This is a genomic window from Methylobacterium litchii (genome assembly GCF_038442315.1).
Taxonomy (GTDB): domain Bacteria; phylum Pseudomonadota; class Alphaproteobacteria; order Rhizobiales; family Beijerinckiaceae; genus Methylobacterium; species Methylobacterium litchii.
Window position 1 is genome coordinate 46,372 of record NZ_JBBXMY010000010.1, and the last position, 18,840, is coordinate 65,211.

General features: G+C 70.8%; 15 protein-coding genes. 8 read left to right on the plus strand and 7 right to left on the minus strand.

Annotation, left to right across the window (positions count from 1 at the left end; genetic code table 11):
• Positions 1 to 23 precede the first annotated feature (23 nt).
• Complete coding sequence (locus AAHF99_RS17885; RefSeq protein ID WP_342165860.1) at positions 24 to 1,361, minus strand: dicarboxylate/amino acid:cation symporter; 1,338 nt, start codon at positions 1,359 to 1,361, stop codon at positions 24 to 26.
• Positions 1,362 to 1,660: 299 nt separating this feature from the next.
• On the opposite strand from AAHF99_RS17885, the gene AAHF99_RS17890 reads away from it, so the two are divergent.
• Together AAHF99_RS17890 and AAHF99_RS17895 are read left to right on the plus strand one after the other, a co-directional pair.
• Positions 1,661 to 3,478, plus strand: a complete 1,818-nt coding sequence (locus AAHF99_RS17890; RefSeq protein WP_342165861.1) for a sensor histidine kinase — start codon at positions 1,661 to 1,663, stop codon at positions 3,476 to 3,478.
• On the plus strand, positions 3,475 to 4,815 hold the full coding sequence (locus AAHF99_RS17895; RefSeq protein ID WP_342165862.1) for a sigma-54-dependent transcriptional regulator: 1,341 nt from the start codon (positions 3,475 to 3,477) through the stop codon (positions 4,813 to 4,815). The genes AAHF99_RS17890 and AAHF99_RS17895 overlap by 4 nt, the downstream gene beginning before the upstream one ends.
• Before the next feature lie 5 nt (positions 4,816 to 4,820).
• Here the strand turns inward: AAHF99_RS17895 and AAHF99_RS17900 are convergent, their stop codons facing one another.
• Positions 4,821 to 5,903: a catalase family protein gene (locus tag AAHF99_RS17900; protein ID WP_342165863.1), complete on the minus strand. Its 1,083-nt coding sequence runs from the start codon at positions 5,901 to 5,903 to the stop codon at positions 4,821 to 4,823.
• A 157-nt stretch (positions 5,904 to 6,060) separates the two neighbouring features.
• Between AAHF99_RS17900 and AAHF99_RS17905 the strand changes: the two genes are divergently transcribed.
• Complete coding sequence (locus tag AAHF99_RS17905) at positions 6,061 to 7,134, plus strand: catalase family protein (RefSeq protein ID WP_342165864.1); 1,074 nt, start codon at positions 6,061 to 6,063, stop codon at positions 7,132 to 7,134.
• A gap of 4 nt (positions 7,135 to 7,138) precedes the next feature.
• Here the strand turns inward: AAHF99_RS17905 and AAHF99_RS17910 are convergent, their stop codons facing one another.
• Complete coding sequence (locus tag AAHF99_RS17910) at positions 7,139 to 7,894, minus strand: IclR family transcriptional regulator (RefSeq protein ID WP_342165865.1); 756 nt, start codon at positions 7,892 to 7,894, stop codon at positions 7,139 to 7,141.
• Positions 7,895 to 7,985: 91 nt separating this feature from the next.
• On the opposite strand from AAHF99_RS17910, the gene AAHF99_RS17915 reads away from it, so the two are divergent.
• The 5 genes from AAHF99_RS17915 (at position 7,986) to AAHF99_RS17935 (ending at position 13,763) form a co-directional block, all read left to right on the plus strand.
• Positions 7,986 to 8,846, plus strand: coding sequence for a fumarylacetoacetate hydrolase family protein (locus tag AAHF99_RS17915; protein ID WP_342165866.1), 861 nt, complete (start codon positions 7,986 to 7,988; stop codon positions 8,844 to 8,846).
• Between the two features lie 3 nt (positions 8,847 to 8,849).
• The gene (locus AAHF99_RS17920; RefSeq protein ID WP_342165867.1) at positions 8,850 to 9,596 is read left to right on the plus strand and encodes an SDR family NAD(P)-dependent oxidoreductase; all 747 of its coding nucleotides are present in this window, start codon (positions 8,850 to 8,852) and stop codon (positions 9,594 to 9,596) included.
• A gap of 271 nt (positions 9,597 to 9,867) precedes the next feature.
• Positions 9,868 to 10,482 (plus strand): PilZ domain-containing protein, encoded by a 615-nt coding sequence (locus AAHF99_RS17925; RefSeq protein ID WP_342165868.1) that lies wholly within the window; start codon positions 9,868 to 9,870, stop codon positions 10,480 to 10,482.
• Positions 10,479 to 13,163 carry a bifunctional diguanylate cyclase/phosphodiesterase gene (locus AAHF99_RS17930; RefSeq protein WP_342165869.1) on the plus strand — a complete coding sequence of 895 codons (2,685 nt, stop codon included), beginning with the start codon at positions 10,479 to 10,481 and terminating at the stop codon, positions 13,161 to 13,163. The genes AAHF99_RS17925 and AAHF99_RS17930 overlap by 4 nt, the downstream gene beginning before the upstream one ends.
• A gap of 15 nt (positions 13,164 to 13,178) precedes the next feature.
• Positions 13,179 to 13,763, plus strand: a complete 585-nt coding sequence (locus AAHF99_RS17935) for a PilZ domain-containing protein (protein WP_342165870.1) — start codon at positions 13,179 to 13,181, stop codon at positions 13,761 to 13,763.
• 6 nt (positions 13,764 to 13,769) lie between these two features.
• On the opposite strand, the gene AAHF99_RS17940 is transcribed toward AAHF99_RS17935, so the two are convergent.
• The 4 genes from AAHF99_RS17940 to AAHF99_RS17955 all read right to left on the minus strand — a co-directional run bounded on the left by AAHF99_RS17940 (position 13,770) and on the right by AAHF99_RS17955 (position 18,763).
• Positions 13,770 to 15,251: a DUF2235 domain-containing protein gene (locus AAHF99_RS17940; RefSeq protein ID WP_342165871.1), complete on the minus strand. Its 1,482-nt coding sequence runs from the start codon at positions 15,249 to 15,251 to the stop codon at positions 13,770 to 13,772.
• Positions 15,252 to 15,284: 33 nt separating this feature from the next.
• A complete protein-coding gene (locus tag AAHF99_RS17945; protein WP_342165872.1) occupies positions 15,285 to 16,772 on the minus strand; it encodes a carbohydrate porin in 1,488 nt (495 codons plus the stop codon).
• A 58-nt stretch (positions 16,773 to 16,830) separates the two neighbouring features.
• Positions 16,831 to 17,007, minus strand: a complete 177-nt coding sequence (locus AAHF99_RS17950) for a hypothetical protein (RefSeq protein WP_342165873.1) — start codon at positions 17,005 to 17,007, stop codon at positions 16,831 to 16,833.
• Positions 17,008 to 17,089: 82 nt separating this feature from the next.
• Positions 17,090 to 18,763, minus strand: coding sequence for a thiamine pyrophosphate-binding protein (locus tag AAHF99_RS17955; RefSeq protein ID WP_342165874.1), 1,674 nt, complete (start codon positions 18,761 to 18,763; stop codon positions 17,090 to 17,092).
• Positions 18,764 to 18,840 lie beyond the last annotated feature (77 nt).

The window sequence follows — 18,840 nt, forward strand, 5'->3', positions numbered from 1 at the left end:
ACGCGGGTCCTGGCGGGTGGGGTTTACTCCGCCGCGTGCATGACCGAGGCGGTGGCCGGAACCGGCTTGTTGCCCAGCGTCGCGGCGAGCTTGGCCTCGTCGACCTCGCCCTCCCAGCGGGCGACGACGATGCAGGCGACCGCGTTGCCGATGAAGTTCGTCAGCGCGCGGCACTCGGACATGAATCGGTCGATGCCGAGGATGAGCGCCATGCCGACCACCGGCACCGAGGGCACCACCGCGAGCGTCGCGGCGAGCGTGATGAAGCCCGAGCCGGTGACGCCGGCCGCGCCCTTCGAGGAGAGCATCGCCACGAGGAGGAGCAGCGCCTGCTCGCCCAGCGACAGCGGGGTGTCCGTCGCCTGGGCGATGAACAGGGCGGCCATCGTCATGTAGATGTTGGTGCCGTCGAGGTTGAACGAGTAGCCAGTCGGGACCACGAGGCCGACGACGGGCTTCGAGCAGCCGGCCCGCTCCATCTTCTCCAGCAGGGAGGGCAGCGCCGACTCGGACGAGGACGTGCCGAGGACGAGGAGCAGCTCTTCCTTGATGTAGCGGATGAGGCGGATGATCGAGAAGCCGTTGTACCGGGCGACCGCGCCGAGGACGAGGAACACGAAGATCGCGGAGGTGAGGTAGAAGGCGCCGACGAGGTAGGCGAGGTTGGCGAGCGAGGAGATGCCGTACTTGCCGATGGTGAAGGCCATCGCGCCGAAGGCGCCCAGCGGAGCGACCTTCATGATGATGTTGACGACGCCGAAGATGGCTTCCGACAGCACCTTGATGATGTCGAGCACCGGCTTGCCGCGCTCGCCCAGGAAGGCCAGCCCGAAGCCGAACAGGATCGAGAAGAACAGCACCTGAAGGATCTCGCCGCCCGCGAAGGCGCCGACCGCCGTCGTGGGGATGATGTTCATCAGGAACTCGACGATGCTCTGCTCCTTCGCCTTGCCGGCGTAGGTGGCGATCGTCTTCGGATCGAGGGACTTCGGATCGATGTGCAGGCCGTTGCCCGGCTGCAGCACGTTCGCGACGATCAGGCCGACGATGAGGGCGAGCGTCGAGAAGGTGATGAAGTAGATCAGCGCCTTGCCGCCGACCCGGCCGACCTTCTCCAGATTCGTCATGCCGGCGATGCCGGAGACCACGGTGAGGAAGATCACCGGGGCGATGATCATCTTCACGAGCTTGATGAAGGCGTCGCCGAGCGGCTTCAGGTCCGCGCCGAGCTGTGGGTAGAAATGGCCGGTGAGGATGCCGAGCGCGACGGCCACCAGCACCTGGAAGTACAGCGTGCGGTAGAACGGTTTCGGCTTGGCCGGCGGATGCGGCGCGGTGAGCGGGGACGGGACGGCAACCATCGAGGCATTTCCTCCAGAACGAGAATCGGGACGCTCCGGTGGGCCCCGGCCGAATGCCGCGGCGTCCGTCGCACTTGCTTTTGGCCCCAGGGGCGGCAGTCATGCGTGGATGGCAGGACTGCGTTACATCCGGGGAATGGCAACCGCTGTGCCAGTCGCCGGACGGGCAGAAGGAATTTGTAAACCATTGTGATGGCAGCGTTTTCTGGACGAATGGCCGAGATGCCGGAAACCCCCGTTCCGGGATCCCGCACGCGCGGCCCGAAACCTTTCCGGGGTTTCGCACCGGGAACTTTCCCGTGAGTGCCGCGCCGAACACCGGAACGGGGCGTGTCCTCGCCCTCGTCCTCGGCTTCGTGGCGATGGTCCTGGCGGCGTGGCTCGCGGGCCGGGCGGCCGAGCGCTCGGCCCTCGCCGACCTCGCCCGGCAGGCCCGCGCGACGCTGACGCTCCAATCCGGGGCGCTGCACGCGGAGATGCAGCGCCAGACCGCCCTGCCCCTCGCCCTTGCCTCCGATCCCGAGATTGCCGACGCCCTGCGCGAGGGCGCGGCCCCCGGCGTCGCGGAGCGGGTGAGCGCCCGCCTCGCGACCATCGCGGCGGCGACGGGGGCGGCGGTGATCTACGTGATCCGCCCCGATGGCCTGACGGTCGCGGCGAGCAACGCCACCGAGGAGCGGGGCTTCGTGGGCCGCAACTATGCGTTCCGCCCGTATTTCCGCGATGCCATGGCCCACGGCTCCGGCTCGCAATTCGCGCTGGGCACGGTGAGCGGGCGGGCGGGCTTCTACCTCTCGCGGCGCGTCGGGGACCGGCTCGGCGTGGTGGTGGTGAAGATCGAGTTCGACGGGGTGGAGGCCGCGTGGCGCGCGGCGTCCGAGGCGGTGTTCGTCACCGATCCGCGCGGGATCGTGCTGATGGCGAGCGACACGGCCTGGCGCCTGCGCAGCCTGCGCCCCCTCGACGCCGAGGCGGAGGCCGAGATCCGCGCGGCGCAGGATTTCGGCGACGCGCCGCTGAGCCTCCTGCCGCTCTTCCCGGCGCAGGACGGCCTCGTGCGGGTCGGCCGGGGGGCGCAGCCCGCCGCGCTCGCCCTGCTGCGCGATGCCCCCGTGGGCGACACGCCCTGGCGCATCCACAGCCTCACGCCGATCCCGAAGGCGGTGGCGCGGGAACGGGCGCAGGCGCAACTGATCGCCGTGCTGGCGACGGGCCTCGCCGGGTTCGGCCTCACCGTCTGGCTCGCCCGCCGCGCCCGCACCCGCACCCGCCTCGCCGAGGCGGCGGCGCGGGGGGCCGAGTTGGAGGCGCGGGTGGCCGAGCGGACCCGCGCCCTCAGCGCCGCCAACGGGCGCCTGCGCGAGGAGATGGCCGAGCGCGAGCGGCTGGGCCGCGAACTCGCCCAGGCGGGGCGCCTCGCCGCGCTGGGCCAGTTCGCCGCGAGCATGGCGCACGAGATCAACCAGCCGCTTGCCGCGATCCGCTCCTATGCCGACAACACCGGCAAGCTGATGGAGCGCGGCCGCGTGCAGGACGCGGTGGAGAACGTCGCGGCGATCGGGCGGCTCACCGACCGGATCGGCGGCCTGACCCGCCAATTGAAGGGCTTCGCCCGCCGCGCCTCCGGCCGCCGCGAGCCGGTGCCGGTGGACGCGCTCCTGCGCGGCGCCCTCGAGGTGGCGGCGGCGCGGGCCGAGGCCGACGGCACGCCGCTCACCGTCGAGGCCGTGCCCGACCTCGCGGTGATCGGAGACGCATCCCGCTTGGAACAGGTGCTCGTGAATCTCCTGCAGAACGCCCTCGACGCCGTGGCGGCGCGGCCGTCCCGGCGGGTCGCGGTGTCGGTCGCGGCGGAGGGCGAGCGCGTCGGCATCGAGGTCCGCGACGACGGGCCGGGCATCCCGGAGGCGGCGCGGGGGCAGATCTTCGAGCCGTTCTTCACCACCAAGGCGGATGGGCTGGGGCTCGGCCTCGCCATCAGCCGCGGCATCGTCGAGGAGTGCGGCGGCGCGCTGAGCGTGCGAGACGCCCCCGGCGGCGGGACGGTGTTCCGGGTGGAACTGGTGCGCGCGGCGCCGGCCGAGAGCCGCGCCGAGGAAACGGAGGCGAGCGCATGAGCGGGGACGGAGCGGAGCGCGTCGTCTTCATCGACGACGAGGAGGATGTGCGCCGCGCCAACCGGCAGAGCCTGGAACTCGACGGGTTCGCCGTCGAGACCTTCGGGGATGCCGAATCGGCGCTCGCCGCGATCCTCGCGGAGGCGCCGGGCGTGGTGGTGAGCGATGTGCGCCTGCCCGGGGCGGACGGGCGCGCCCTCCTCGAACGGCTGCACCGGATCGACCCCGACCTGCCGGTGATCCTCATCACCGGCCACGGCGACATCTCCATGGCGGTGGCGGCCCTGCGGGGCGGGGCGGTGGATTTCCTCGCCAAGCCCTACCCGGCCGACGCCCTCGTCGCCTCGGTGCGCCGGGCGCTGGAACGGCGGCGGCTCGTAGTGGAGAACCGCCGCCTGCGGGCGAGCCTCGACGCGGCCCTCGACGAGGACCCCGCCTTCCTCGGCCTCTCGCCGGAGATCGTGCGCCTGCGCCGCCTCGTGCGCGACGTGGCGGCGGCGGATGTGGACGTGCTGGTCCTGGGGGAGACCGGCTCCGGCAAGGAGGTGGTGGCGAGCGCCCTGCACCGCTGGAGCCGCCGGGCCGAGCGCAACTTCGTCGCCATGAATTGCGGCGCCCTACCCGACAGCGTGGTGGAGAGCGAACTCTTCGGCCACGAGGCCGGCGCCTTCACCGGGGCCCTCAAGCGCCGGATCGGACGGATCGAGCACGCGCAGGGCGGCACGCTGTTCCTCGACGAGATCGAGAGCATGCCGCTGCCGCTTCAGGTGAAGTTCCTGCGGGTGCTGCAGGAGCGGACGGTGGAACCGCTGGGCACCAACGAAATCCGCCCCATCGACATGCGGGTCGTGGCCGCGACCAAGGTCGATCTCGGCCTGGAGGCCGCCCAGGGCACGTTTCGCGATGACCTCTACCACCGGCTGAACGTCATCACGATCGCCATCCCGCCTTTGCGCGACCGGCGGGAAGACGTGATGCTGCTGTTCCAGCACTTCCTGGCGAAGGCCGCGACCCGCTTCGGCCGCGAGCCGCCCCCGGTGACGCGGGCGGTGCGCGACCATCTCCAGCGCCACCCCTGGCCCGGCAACGTGCGCGAGCTCGGGCATTTCGCGGAGCGCTGCGCGCTGGGCTTCGCGCCGGAGGACAAGGCGGCCGAGGCCGCGCCGACCCCGACGCTGGCCGAGCGCGTCGAGCGGTTCGAGCGCGACCTGATCCGCGACGAGCTGATCGTCGCGGGCGGCGACGTGCGCCTTGCCGCCGAGGCGCTGGGCGCCCCGCGCAAGACGCTCTACGACAAGATCGCCCGCTACGGCCTCGTGCCCACGGATTACCGGTAGGCGCCTCAGGCTGGGATGCGGTCGATGGCGGCCGTGTCCTCGGCCTGGATGCCGTTCTCCCGGTGCCGGAAATCGCTGAGCGCCCGGTAGACCTGAAGCCGCGCCCGCATGATCGACCCGAGGGGTTGGTGCAGGGCGAGGCTGTGTGCCGGCCGGAAGGTCATCACCTCATCGAAGTAACGGACGCGCTCGGCGGAATAGGCGTCCTGGCGCGGCAGGCGGATCGTCGCGACGGTGCGGTACGGGCTGATCTCCACCGGCCAGTCGACGGAGGAATCCTCGATGGGCTGGCGCTCCGCATCCGCCCAGAGCTGCGCCTTGAGTTCGAACACCGCCTCGTGCTCGCGGAAGAACGCCGTGGCGGCATGGCGGAAGCCGTCCTCGTCCGCGTGCGGATCGAGGCGCCAGTCCGAGAGGACGCGCTGCGCCTCGCCCACCGGCACCACCCCGAGCTTGGCGACGTAATCGCCGAAGCGCATCGGCGCCTGACTGAAATAGCTGTCGGCAATCGGGTGGCTGAACGGGTAGCCGAAGAAGCCGGCCCGCGCGCTCTCCGTGCCGAAGGCGTGCAGCACCCGGTTGAGGTTGCGGGCGGTGGCGGCCACCGCGCTCTTCACCCCCTCGGGCAGGCCGGTCGCCTTGCCGATCACCGTGCCGTCGCGCAGGAACCCCGCCGCCGTGCCGGAGGGGAAGGTCGTGCCGGTGGCCAGCACGAAATCCTGCGTCTCGGCGGCATGGCCCGGCAGCTTCTCGCCGGGCACGTCGAACACCTTGAGCGACAGGCCGCGATGGGTCGAGACCCGGTCGCCCAGGGTTTCCCCCGGCCCCTGCGCGAAGCGCACCGCCACCGGATGCCGGCCGGGCTTGGCGAACAGGCCCTGCGCCAGCTCGGCCGGCAGGCCCTCGGGAACGATCAGCTCCCCCGTGACGCAGGCCGTGCTCTTGGCGTGGCTCGCCCGCACCGCATGATGCTCGCGCTTTTCCACGACCTGCGATTGCTGCGTCATCCCCTGGATGATGCCGTCGATGGAGTCTTGCTCGTCCGGGGCGGGCGTCTCGATGTCGGGTGCGTAGCGCAGGTAGCTCATGGGACCTCACGGGGACGGACGGGTCGCTTTCGCCGATAAACCCGCCGATGCGGCCCCGTTCCCGGCAAACAGCACACGGGCGATTGAATGCCGCACAACCCGGAACGGGGCCGTTCCTCAAGTCGTTCTCTCTCCGCGCATATGCTGGAGACGCACCTTGCAAGCACCCGTTCGCTATAGCCCGGACGTCGAGACGGTGAAGCCCGACGAAGACAAGACCATCGAGGGTCTGTGCCAGACCTTCGACACGATCCTCCAGCGGGTCGCCGACGATTCCGGCCATGCCGTCCGCTCGGTCCATGCCAAGTCGCACGGCATCCTTGAAGGGACGATGCGCGTCGAGGCCGGCCTGCCGCCGGAACTCGCGCAGGGCCTGTTCGCCACCCCCGGCGAGCACAGGGTCTACCTGCGGATGTCCACCAATGCGGGCGACATCCTGCCGGATTCGGTCTCCCTGCCGCGCGGCCTCGCCCTGAAGGTGCTCGATGCGCCCGGCGCCCGCCTGCCGGACGCGGAGGGGACCACGCAGAACTTCATCATGGTCAACGGGCCGGTCTTCCAGGCGCCGAGCGCCGACAAGTTCCTCGGCAGCCTGAAGCTGCTTGCCGCCACCACCGACCGGGCCGAGGGCCTGAAGGTGTTCGGCTCCACCGTGCTGCGCGGGGTCAACAAGGCGCTGCAGGCGGTGGGCGTCGAAAGCACGACCTTGGCCTCCCTCGGCGGCGCGCCCAACGTCGATCCCCTCGGCGAGACCTATTACAGCGTCACGCCGTTCCGCTACGGCGACTACATCGCCAAGTTCTCGGTGCGCCCCGTCGCCCCGGCGCTCACCGCCCTCACCGGCACCGAGATCGACGCCTCCGGCCGCCCGAACGCCATCCGCGAGACGGTGCAATCCGAGATGCGCGGCATCCAGGGCGTCTGGGAGTTCCGCGTGCAGCTCTGCCGCGACCTGGAGCGCCAGCCGGTCGAGGATCCGACCGTGCAGTGGGACGAGGAGGAGGCGCCGTTCCAGACGGTCGCCACGATCACCGTCGGCCCGCAGGACAGCTGGGACCCGGCGCGGGTCCAGGCGGTGGACGAAGAGATGCGCTTCAGCATCTGGACCGGGCTCGACGCCCACCGGCCCCTCGGCAACATCAACCGCGCCCGCAACGCGCCCTACAAGCACTCCGCGCAGTTCCGCGAGCGCTTCAACGGCTGCCCGATCCACGAGCCCGCCGGGCGCTAGATCCCTACCCGGACCAGCCGAGCGCCCGGCTGATCGTCCGGGCGGTGGCACGCACTTCGCCGGTCAGGTGCTCCATCCGCCCGGCATCCATGTATTGCGCCGTGCTCGACACGCTGAGCCCGGCGACGATGGCGCCCGAGGCGTCGCGGATCGGCGCCGCGACGCAGCGCACCTCCGGCTCGTTCTCCTCGTGGTCGAAGGCGATGCCCCGTTCCGCGTAGTCGCGCATCCGCGTCAGCCACGTCTCGAGGTCGCGCGGCGGATGCGCGCCGCGCGCCTCGCCGACCCGGTAGAAGTCGCGCCAGCGCGCCTCGCCGAGGTCGAGGATCAGCGCCTTCCCCAGCCCCGTGGACCAGACCGGCTGGCGCTCGCCCACCCGCGAGCTGATCTCGACCCGCCGCCGCCCGGGGATCTTGTCGAGGTAGAGCGCCCACTCGCCGTCGAGGACGCCGAGATGGATCGTGTCCTCGCAGGTCTCCGACAGGCGCTCCAGATGCGGCCGGGCCACCTGCGCCACCGCCATCGTCGCCTGCGCGCGGAAGCCGAGCTCCATCAGCTTCGGCCCGAGCCGGTAGCCCTCGCGCGGGACGAAGGTGAGGAAGCGCCGCTCCACCAGGGCCGCCGCCAGACGGTGCGTAGTCGAGCGCGTCGTGCCGAGCGCCGCCGACAGGGACGGCAGGTCGCTCGCCCCCGCCGCCACCGCGTCCAGCACGTCGAGCCCGCGCAGCAGGGTCTGGCTGCCCGATACGGGCTTGGACATTGACGCCGCTCCTCTCCCGCCGTTAACGTCCCATATAGGAAAACTCTATCCCACAATATGGGATTTAGCAAGGGCGAGGGAGAGACGCACCATGAAGCTTCTGCGCTACGGCCCGGTGGGCCAGGAGAAGCCCGGCCTGCTCGACGGCGAGGGTCGCATCCGCGACCTCTCGGGCCATGTCGCCGACATCGACGGGCGCAGCCTCGGGCCGGACGGGCTCGCCAAGCTCGCCGCCCTGGCGCCGGAGAGCCTTCCCGTGGTCGCGGGCGAGCCGCGCCTCGGCGTGCCAGTGGCGGGCATCGGCAAGTTCATCGCCATCGGCCTGAACTACGCCGACCACGCCGCCGAATCGAACCTGCCGATTCCCTCAGAGCCGGTGATCTTCACCAAGGCGATCTCGTCCCTCAACGGGCCGAACGACCCGGTGATGCTGCCCAAGGATGCGGTGAAGGGCGATTGGGAGGTCGAACTCGGCATCGTCATCGGCCGGCGCGCGGCTTACGTCTCCGAGGCGGAGGCGCTGGAACATGTTGCCGGCTATTGCCTCGTCAACGACGTGAGCGAGCGCGAATATCAGATCGAGCGCGGCGGTACTTGGGACAAGGGCAAGGGCTGCGACACGTTCGGGCCGGTCGGCCCCTGGCTCGTCACCGCCGACGAGGTGGGCGACCCGCAGGCGCTCGACATCTGGCTCGACCTTAACGGCCAGCGGATGCAGACCGGGAACACCCGGACGATGATCTTCACCTGCGCGCACATCGTCAGCTACGTCAGCCGCTTCATGACGCTGATGCCGGGCGACGTGATCACCACCGGCACGCCCCCCGGCGTCGGCATGGGCATCAAGCCCAACCCGGTCTTCCTGAAGCCCGGCGACGTGATGACCCTCGGCATCGAGAAACTCGGGCAGCAGCGCCAGGACGTGCTCGCCTGGCAGCGGCGGGAGGGCTGAACCATGACCTTCGCGAACCGCTTCCAGGGCCGCCGGGCCGTCGTCACCGGAGGCGCCTCCGGCATCGGCCTCGCCGTCGCCGCGCGCCTGCATGCGGAGGGGGCGCAGGTGAGCCTGTGGGACCTCAACGCCGAGGCCCTGGCCACGGCGAAGGAGGCGACCGGGGCCGCCGACGTGCAGGCCCTCGACATCGCCGATCCCGACGCGGTGGCGCGGGCCATGGCGGGGAGCCTCGCGGCGCTGGGCGGCCTCGACGTGCTGGTCTGCAGTGCCGGCATCACCGGGCCGAACACCACCGTCAAGGATTACCCGGCGGAGGCATGGCGCCGGGTCATCGACGTGAACCTGAACGGTCTGTTCTACTGCAATCAGGCGGCCGTGCCCGCCCTGGAGCGGAACGGCTACGGGCGGATCGTCAACGTTGCCTCCATCGCCGGCAAGGAGGGCAACCCCAACGCCTCCGCCTATTCGGCCTCGAAGGCGGCCGTGATCGGCCTCACCAAGTCGCTCGGCAAGGAACTCGCCAAGACCGAGATCCGCGTGAACTGCGTCACTCCGGCGGCGGTGCGCACGGCGATCTTCGACCAAATGACGCAGGAGCACATCGATTTCATGCTCTCGAAGATCCCACTCGGCCGGTTCGGCGGGATCGACGAAGTCTGCGCGCTGATCTGCTGGCTCGCGAGCGAGGAAGCCTCGTTCTCCACGGGGGCGGTGTTCGACGTCTCGGGCGGCCGCGCGACCTATTGAGGGCGGGGGCCCCTCGCCGGGGCCCTCTGAATTTGGCATTCAAAAACCAAAGTCATCGGTCGACCTACTGGTACGGCCATACTTCAAAGAGATTGTATAAAAACTTCCATTACTCCGACTAGATTTGCGCTATAGGCATTTTTTAACGAGCACTCCCATAGTATCGCGGAAGCAGTGAGAGCCGAATTGTTCCTCGGATCAGATGCGGCTGTCTCTGCAGTGTCAGGCAATCAAGGGGACCTCACTCCCCGAAACGACTTGAACCGACGCGATGCCTAAACTAGAAGCAGCAACACTCGAACGTCGAAAACTTGAGATTGCGCGCTCGGCCCAGGCCGAGGACGTCCTGACCGGCCGGGTCCTGCTGTCGAACGGCGATGAATATTCCTGCATCGCCCGCAACGTCAGCATTCAATCCGCCGAACTGACTGTCGCCTCGACGATCAGCACGGGCCAAGTCGTCGTTTGCTATTTCGATCAGGTCGGAATTCTACCGGGACGGGCCATTGCTACGACATCGACCGGGTTCGTCGTCGCATTCCAGATCAAACCGACGCGCCGGGACCGGATCACGGCGCAACTCGAATGGTGGGCGAAGACCCGCAACGAGGCGACGGAGCTGCGCCGCGCGCCCCGGATCGTCCCCCTGCACAAGGATGTCGAGGTGCGGCTCGGCGAGCAGATCGTCCTGGCCGGCACGGTTCTCAACATCTCGATGTCGGGCGCGGCAATCCGCCTCGGCACCCGGGACGGCCCCTTCGTCGGCGCCCGCGTCCGCGTCGGCGAGCGCTTCGCCACGGTGGTGCGGCTGCTCGATAACGGCATCGCCGTCCAGTTCATCACGCCCTTCACCTCCGAGAACTTCGACGAGCGTGTCAAATTATGATCACGGCCGATCGTAACGGCAGGGGTCTCCTGTCGCGAACCGACATCCTGCGCCGGAGGCTCCCGGCGGCGGTGACGCCCGTCCCCGCCACCGATCCGGCGAGCACGCGCCGCCATTCGGTGCGGTTCACGCTCGGCCTGTTCGCCGCGTTCATCGTGCCCTCCGTCCTGCTCTGCGGCCTCCTCGGCCGCGCCTGGGTCTCGTCCGAGCAGGACCGCCTCACGGGGTCCGTCGCCGCGCAGGTCGCGCGGGCGGCGGACGAGGTCGATCAGTATCTTTCGGGTCACCTCGCGCTGCTCAAGGCGCTCGGCACCTCCCCCGCCCTCGACACGAACGACTTCGCCCGCCTGCGCGACCAGATCCGCCAACTCTTCGCCCCGGAGCGGATCGAGGTCGCCCTCCGCGACGGCGCGGGGCACGTGCTGTTCCGAACCGGCGCAAAGCCGGACGGTGGTACCGGCCTGGGCCTGAAGGCCGGGCGCAGCGAGGCCTCGTTCTCGGACCTGATCCGGCGGGGCAGCGGCGGCTACGTCGTGCTGTCCGTGCCGGTGATGCACGGGGACGCGGTGCGCTTCGTCCTGGAGGCGGAGGTGGACGCCACGGTCTTCGCCGAAGTCCTGCGGCGCAGCGGCCTCGGCCCCCAGCAGCTCGCGAGCCTCGCGGACCGCCAGGGGCGGGTCATCGCCCGGACCGAGGGCGACCCGCCGGTCTACGGCCAGACGATCGCGGGCTTCGCGGAGCGCGTGGGCGCGAAGGGCGTCTGGATCGGCAAGAACCCGCGCGGCCTGCCGGTGCGCATGTCCTACGAGCGCCTGCCCGAGGCCGGCTGGATGGTCAGCGTCGGCATGACCGAGGAGGCGTTCCGCGCGCCCCTCATCCACTCCATCCAATGGCTCGCGGCGATCTGCGCGCTGATCGTCCTCGTCGCGATCCTGCTCCTCGTACCCCTGGTCCGCCAGCGGATCGCCTTCCAGCGGGCGGTGGCCGAGACGCAGGGCCGCCTGCGCACCAGCGAGGAGCGCCTCGCCCTCGCCCTCGACAGCGGCGACGACGGCCTGTTCGACTGGGACCGCACCACCGATGCGGTGTGGCTCTCGCCCCGATGGTCGGCCAAGCTCGGCTATCCCGCCGACGCACCGACCCGGCCCGGCGTCTTCTACGCGGAGGCGGTCCACCCCGACGACCGCGAGGAACTGGCCGCCCTGATGCAGGCGCATCTGGCCGGCACGAGCCCTGCCATCGAGGCCGAGTACCGCCGCCGCTGCGCGGACGGACACTACCTCTGGGTGCTCCTGCGCGCCCGCGTTGTAGAGCGCGACGCGGCCGGGCTCGCCCTGCGGATCGTCGGGACGCTCATGGACATCTCGCGCCGCAAGGAGGCCGAGCTGCACGTGATCCATCTGGCGCATCACGATGCCCTGACCGGCCTCGGCAACCGCGCCCTGTTCCACCACCGCCTGAGCGAGGTGCTGGAGCGCAGCCGCCGCGGCTCCGCGCGCTACGCGGTGCTCGCCTGCGACCTCGACCGGTTCAAGGCCGTCAACGACACGTTCGGCCACGCGGAGGGCGACCGGCTGCTCTGCACCGTGGCGGAACGCATCTGCGCGGTGTTGAGCCCGCAGGACACCGTGGCCCGGCTCGGCGGCGACGAGTTCGCGGTAATCCTGGGCGAAATCCCGGACGACGAGGCGATCCATGCGGCCTGCGAGCGGATCATCGCGGCGATCGGCGCGCCGATCCCGCATCACGGCGGCACGATCGACATCGCGGTGAGCATCGGCGTCGCCCTCGTCTCGGGGAGCGAGGCCACGGCCGAGGAGGTGTTCCGGCAGGCCGACATGGCGATGTATCAGGCGAAGGCGGCCGGGCGGAACACCTACTGCCTGTTCGAGGCCACCGTGCTCACCCGCAACTCGACGCGCGGCTTGCTCGCCCTCGACATGAAGGACGCGATCCGGCGGGGCGACTTCTTCCTCGTCTACCAGCCGGTCATCGACGTGGACTCCGGCGCGGTGGTGAGCTTCGAGGCACTGATGCGCTGGCAGCACCCGACGCGCGGCATGATCTCCCCCGTCGACTTCATCCCCGTCGCCGAGGAGACCGGGATGATCGCCCAGCTCGGCGCCTGGGCCCTCGTGGAGGCCTGCCGCGAGGCCCTGACCTGGGACGAGGATCTGTGGATCGGCGTCAACGTCTCGCCGGTGCAGTTCCGCTGCGGCCTGGAACAGGCGGTGCTGACCGCCCTCGCGACCACGGGCCTCCCGGCCAGGCGGCTGAAGCTCGAAGTGACCGAAGGCGTGCTGATGCAGGACGCGGACGGGGCGATCGCCTGCCTGCACCGGCTGCGGGCGCTGGGGGTGCGCATCGCGCTGGACGATTTCGGCACCGGCTATTCGAGCCTGAGCTACCTGCGCCGCTTCCCCTTCGACAAGCTGAAGATCGACCGGGCCTTCATCCGCGACATCACTGAGCCGGACGCCGCCGCGATCATCCGGGCCGTCGTCGGCATCGGCCAGAGCCTCGGCATGAGCATCGTCGCCGAGGGGGTCGAGACCGTGGAACAGTTGGAGGCGGTGCGGCGCGAGGGCTGCAACGAGGTCCAGGGCTTCCTCTTCAGCAAGCCCCTTCCGGCGGCGGAGGCCCGCGCCTTCGTGGCCAACCGCGCCGCCCGCGCGGCCTGACGAGACGACCCGCCGATGGCACACGCGCCGTTCGACAGCCCCCTCGCCGCCGACACCGCCATCGACGGGCGCGTGTCCATCGCGGGGCAAGCCGAGGAGGCCTGCCGGGCGCTGTTCCTGGCGCCGGACGAAGCGCTCGTCGTCACGGCGGCGGCGGGCAGGGCGGGGCAGGATGCGATCTGCTACCTCGACGCCATCGGCGCCCTCCCCGGCCGGATCGGCGGCCGGCGCGAGGATGGGTTCGTGCTGCACCTGAGCCTGACCCGGGCGCGGGCGGCGCGGGTGGCGGCGCGGCTCCTGTGGCAGGCGGAGCAGCGTGGGCGCCCCGTGGAGCAGCGCGCCAACCCGCGTATCGTCCCCCTGCACAGGCAGGTGACGGTGCGACTCCCCGACGGATCGGCGGCGGAGGGCCGGATCGACAACCTGTCGAAATCCGGCGCCCTCGTCACCCTCGCAGCCCCCGTGCCCCTGCGCGTCGGCGCGGGCGTGACGCTGGGCAAGCGCTACGCCACCGTCGTGCGGCTCCAGCGCGACGCCGTCGCCGTGCAGTTCCGCCTGCCTTTCTGCGACGGAACCTTCCACCCCGGCCTCGTGCTGTGAGGCCGGTCAGGCGTCGGGACCAGAGGCTCCCGTCGCCCGATGCCCGCGCAGGGCCTCCGGCCGGTACGCCTTCGTGACGTCGTAATGCTGCACGCCGGGCGGCGGCAGGGCGAGGCGGTCGAGGACGGAGGGGTGCAGGGGCGCGTCGTGGGGGATGTGCCGCACCCAGGGCTTCCAGCCGAGGCTTTCGCGCGGCCACACGAGGGTGAGCAGGCCGACGAACCAGCGGGGCCAGCGGGCGACGGTCGCCTTGCGCTCGTCGTGCTGCATCCCGTTCGCCGCCGGCCAGAGGCTCAGCACCGACCGGTCGATCAGCATCGGCTCCGGCAGGTCGGCGGCCTCGTCGACCATCCAGCGCAGCGCGATGTCGGACAGGCGCGCCTCGGTCTCGCCATAGCCGCCGCCCACGTCGGAATGGACCCCCGCGAACCAGAGTTGCTTCAGCCAGATCCGGCCGTCCTTCCGCTCGACGGCAGCGAGGTCGGCGTTCACCGTCCAGGGTACCCGGTCGAAATCCTTGCGGTTCTCGTCGATCGCGAGGGCGTGGCGGGCGTGCTGGACATGGGGATCGAGCGCGGTGTCGTAGAACTGCATCTGCCAGCCGGTGACGTGCAGGGTCTCCCACCAGGGCCGCGCCGTCTTCGTCGTCCACTTCACGTAGGTGCGGAACCACGCGACGGCCGCCACGGCGGCGCCCGCCAGCAGGACGAACAGGCACGCGAGCCAGTATGACTCGGCCGTGAACCGGTCCTCCGGCACGGCGAGCGCGCGGAGCAGGTTGCCGACGAGGGCGATGAGAGCCACCACCACCGCAAGGATGAAGCCGAGCCGGAGGGTGCGCTTCGTATTGAGGCCAAGCGCCGCCACCGTGTCCCACACCCCGATGAAGTACGGATAGGCGTTCGACCGTTCGAGGTCGCCCGGCGCGGCCGAGGCGTAGCGTTCCCGGAACCGGCGGGCGAGATCGAGGCGCACCGGCTGCAACCGGTCGCCCTTCAGCGAGGCGCCGAACTGGTAGACGTCCTTCACCGCCTCCTTGGCCAGCGCCTCGGCGGAGGCCGGATCGCGCTTCAGCGGCCCGCCATCGCCGCTCCGGGTCGGGATGCCGCAGAGCTTGAGCACCCCCGCGACGCACCGCACCGTGTAGGCGCCCCGGCTGAACCCGACGAGATAGATCCGGTCCCCCGGCTCCCAGACGCGCAGGATCGCCGCGTAGCACTCGATGATGTTGCGGGTGATGCCCAGCCCGGTCGCCTGGCTGAGGACGGAGTAGATCCGCCGCCACCACGCGAGCTTGATCCCGAGGCTCGCGGCCTGCGACCCCAGGCCGGGATCGTAGAAGGCGACCTGCCGGGCCGGATCGATGCCCGTCTCCGGGCCGACGCGGGCCGCGCGGAACAGCTTGTAGACGTTGCTCCGGGTCTCGTCGGGCAGAAGCCCGCCGCCCTGCCCGGTCCCATCGGAGAATACGACGATGTTCTTCGCCACGATCCCCTCCCCGACTCGACTGAGTCGCGGCGGTCAGTATTGCACCGTCGCGCGCATCCCGAGCACCACGGCGTTCTTCACCCGGCCGGCATTGGGATCGCGCGGGTTGGCGATGCCGCCGCCGGGATGGAGCACGAGCTGCGCGTCCGGCTGGAGGGTGAAGCCGGGGACCACCACCGCCTGATAGGTCGCCTCCACGATGCTCTCCGCGCGGCGGCGGGGCATCGCCTGCCCGGTGAAGCGGATCATGTCCGTGTCGGCGCGGCGGGCGTCGTCACTGAGCCGGGCATAGGCGACGCTGAGGCCGACGGTGTCGTCGTCGCGGTCGGGGATCAGGCCCTTGTAGGCGAGGCCGGCGTCGAGATACGCGCTCACGAGGCTCGACCGGGTGGGCGAGTAGGCGGCGCGCACGAAGAAGCCGAGGCCCTCGTCGTCCTTGCCGGTTTCCCGGTAGAGGGTCTGGTCGTAGACGACGTAGATCCCCGCATTGCCGCGCAGCGGGCGGCCGATGCCGGTGGCGTTAGGATCGGCGAGCGACAACCCGGTGATGTCGGTGCGCAGGGAATCGAACCGGCCGAAATGCTGCCAGCCGCCGAGGGTGATGTCCCCCGGCAGCTCCCGCGATCCCGCCTCGGTGTTGTAGGCGTAGGTCGCCTCCGCCACGACGAGGGCGGGGTCTCCCAGGCGGAAATTGGTGCCGGTGCGGTTGAGGCGCTGGGCCTCCGGGTCGTCGCCGGGGCGGCTGGCCCCGGCGGGGTCGCCGTCATAGAGGCCGACCTGCAGGGAGAAGCCGTTGCCCGGCACGTATTTCGCCCGGATCGCCGGGGTCGCGAGGGGATAGGCCGGCCCGCCGCTCGGCAGGTCGAGGCCGGTGATGGCGGGCCAGCCGAAGGTCGAGTTTACGAACAGCGTCGCGGTCTGGCTGACGAAGAACTCGGTGTCGGCGGCCTGCTGGCCGATACGCAGGCCGAGGGTGTTGTCGAACAATTGCTGATCGAGCCACAGCACGTAGAGGCGGCTCGACGGCAGCGCCTCGATCACGCTGACCGGCAGCAGGTTGCCCACATAGTAGCGCGACAGGCCGGTGCCGTGGATGAAGTAGGCGTTGGCGTGGATGGTGGCCCCCTCCCAGCCCGCCAGCCGCTCCAGATCGAGGTTGAGCCGCAGGTTCAGCCGGTCCTCCACCGCCGCGCCCCGGCGGACACCCCCGACCGGATTGCCGAGGACGTCCGCGACGTAGGTCACGCTGTACTCGATGCCCTTTTCCTTCAGGATCGGGCGCAGGCCGAGCGGGTCCCCGAACGGACCGAGGGAGGGCTCGATGGAGCGGCTGTAGCCGCCGGAGGCCTGGCTCGTCGTCTCGGGCTGCGAGACGGAGATGCGCGGGTCGCCGCCGGCCCCCTCGTAGACGGGGCGGCTCTGTTCCGCCCGAAGCGAGCCGGCGCCGAGGAGGCAGAGCCCGAGGACGCCGCCGACGAGGGAGACCCGACCGGATCCGCGCGCGCCGCGCCGGATGGGCATGACGACACCCTCGCCCCGTTCCATGGGGAAGAGCTTTAGCGCGCGCCGGGACCCTTGCCTATCGCGCCGGCACCACAGGGGGCGCGGCGGCGGCGGACCCCATCGTGATCCGCGACGAACCGAACGGCGCGAAGGCCGGATAGATGCAGACCGAGATTGCGAGCACGAGGAGCAGCATCTCCGGCAGCGTCAGGCTGCGGGCGGAGGATGTCGGAGCGGGCTTTTCGGCTTGCACGACACTCCCTCCCGGCGGCTTGGCGCATTGAGTTAATCGACCGAAAGTTAATCCTCTCTTTCAGAGCGTATCTGCGGTTGCATCAACGCCCGCGCGCCAGGGCGTCGTTGCGGATGGCGTCGAGGGTCCGGGTCGGGGTGAGGGCCTGCGGGTCCACGAGGCAGTGGAGCATCGCGGGCAGGCCGGAGGCGAGGGCCCGCTCGAAGGCGGGGGCGAAATCCTCGGTGCGCTCGACACGCTCGCCGTGCCCGCCGAAGGCCGTCGCCAGGGCGCGGAAATCGGGGTTCCTGAGGCTCGTCGCCGAGACGCGGCCGGGATACTCGCGCTCCTGATGCATGCGGATCGTGCCGTACATGCCGTTATCGAGCACCACGACCACGATGGCCGCGCCGTATTGCACGGCGGTGGCGAATTCCTGCACGCACATCATCACGTCGCCGTCGCCCGCGAAGGCCACGACGATCCGCTCCGGGTTCATGCGCTTGGCCATCACGGCGGCCGGCAGGCCGTAGCCCATCGAGCCGGAGGTCGGGGCGAGCTGGGTCCCGAAGGCGCGGAAGCGGTGGTAGCGGTGGACCCAGGTCGCGAAATTGCCCGCGCCGTTGCAGATGATCGCCTCGGGCGGCAGGCGCCCACGCAGCCACAGGATCGCCTCACCGTACTGGAACGCGCCGGGCTGGGGCGCGGGTGTCTCGGACCACGCGCGATAGGCGGCATGGGCCTGCGCCGCCCGCCCGCCGCCACCCTCAGGCGCGGCGAGGCCGGCGAGCGCCGCGCAGAACGGGCCGGGGGCCGACTGGATGGCCAGCAGCGGCTGGTAGACCCGCCCCAACTCCTCCGCATCGGGATGGACATGGACGAGGGGCACGCCGGGCTCGGGGATGCCGAGCAATGTGTAGCCCTGCGCGGGCATCTCGGAGAGCCGCCCGCCGACCATCAGCAGCAGGTCCGATTGCCGGATGCGCTCCAGAAGTGCGGGGTTCGGGCCGATGCCGAGTTCGCCCGCGTAGTTCGGGTGATCGGCCGGGAACAGGCCGGCGCGGCGGAAGGAGTTGGCGACCGGCAGGTCGAAGCGCTCTGCGAAGGAAGCGAGCGCCGCGCTATCGGCGGCCGTCCAGCGGGAGCCGCCGACCAGCACCAGCGGCGCGCGGGCCTGAGCCAGGAGGGCGGCGAGCCGTTCCATGTCGGCGGTGGACGGCGCCGGCGCGGCGGGCTCGACGCGGGGGGCGTCGCCGACCTCGACCATCTCGTCCAGCATGTCCTCCGGCAGGGCGACGACGACGGGACCGGGCCGTCCCTGCATCGCCACCCGGAAGGCGCGGGCGACGATCTCGGGGATGCGCGCGGCCTCGTCGATCTCCACCGCCCATTTGGCGAGGTCGCCGAAGGTGCGGCGGTAATCGACCTCCTGGAACGCCTCGCGCCCGCGCATCGACCGGGCGATCTGCCCGACGAACAGGATCATCGGCGTCGAATCCTGCCGGGCGATGTGCACCCCCGACGCCGCGTTGGTGGCACCGGGTCCGCGTGTCACGAAGCAGATGCCCGGCCGTCCGGTGAGCTTGCCGGCGGCCTCGGCCATGATCGCCGCGCCCCCCTCCTGGCGGCAGACCATCACGTCCACAGCGGCGTCGTGCAGGGCGTCGAGTACCGCGAGGTAGCTCTCGCCCGGCACGCAGGTCAGCCGCTCGACCCCCTGCGCGACGAGCTGGTCCACGAGGATGCGGGCGCCGGTGCGGGGACGATGGGCCGTCATGGATCCCTCTCAACCTGTTTCGATCCCTCGCTGCCACCGCCCGTGCGGCAAAGCAATGCGGGCGGCGAGACTTCGCG

Coding starts and splice junctions, on each gene's coding strand:
- AAHF99_RS17885 (WP_342165860.1), bottom strand. CDS start 1,361: ATGGTTGCCGTCCCGTCCCCGCTCACCGCGCCGCATCCGCCGGCCAAG.
- AAHF99_RS17895 (WP_342165862.1), top strand. CDS start 3,475: ATGAGCGGGGACGGAGCGGAGCGCGTCGTCTTCATCGACGACGAGGAG.
- AAHF99_RS17900 (WP_342165863.1), bottom strand. CDS start 5,903: ATGAGCTACCTGCGCTACGCACCCGACATCGAGACGCCCGCCCCGGAC.
- AAHF99_RS17910 (WP_342165865.1), bottom strand. CDS start 7,894: ATGTCCAAGCCCGTATCGGGCAGCCAGACCCTGCTGCGCGGGCTCGAC.
- AAHF99_RS17915 (WP_342165866.1), top strand. CDS start 7,986: ATGAAGCTTCTGCGCTACGGCCCGGTGGGCCAGGAGAAGCCCGGCCTG.
- AAHF99_RS17920 (WP_342165867.1), top strand. CDS start 8,850: ATGACCTTCGCGAACCGCTTCCAGGGCCGCCGGGCCGTCGTCACCGGA.
- AAHF99_RS17925 (WP_342165868.1), top strand. CDS start 9,868: ATGCCTAAACTAGAAGCAGCAACACTCGAACGTCGAAAACTTGAGATT.
- AAHF99_RS17930 (WP_342165869.1), top strand. CDS start 10,479: ATGATCACGGCCGATCGTAACGGCAGGGGTCTCCTGTCGCGAACCGAC.
- AAHF99_RS17935 (WP_342165870.1), top strand. CDS start 13,179: ATGGCACACGCGCCGTTCGACAGCCCCCTCGCCGCCGACACCGCCATC.
- AAHF99_RS17945 (WP_342165872.1), bottom strand. CDS start 16,772: ATGCCCATCCGGCGCGGCGCGCGCGGATCCGGTCGGGTCTCCCTCGTC.
- AAHF99_RS17955 (WP_342165874.1), bottom strand. CDS start 18,763: ATGACGGCCCATCGTCCCCGCACCGGCGCCCGCATCCTCGTGGACCAG.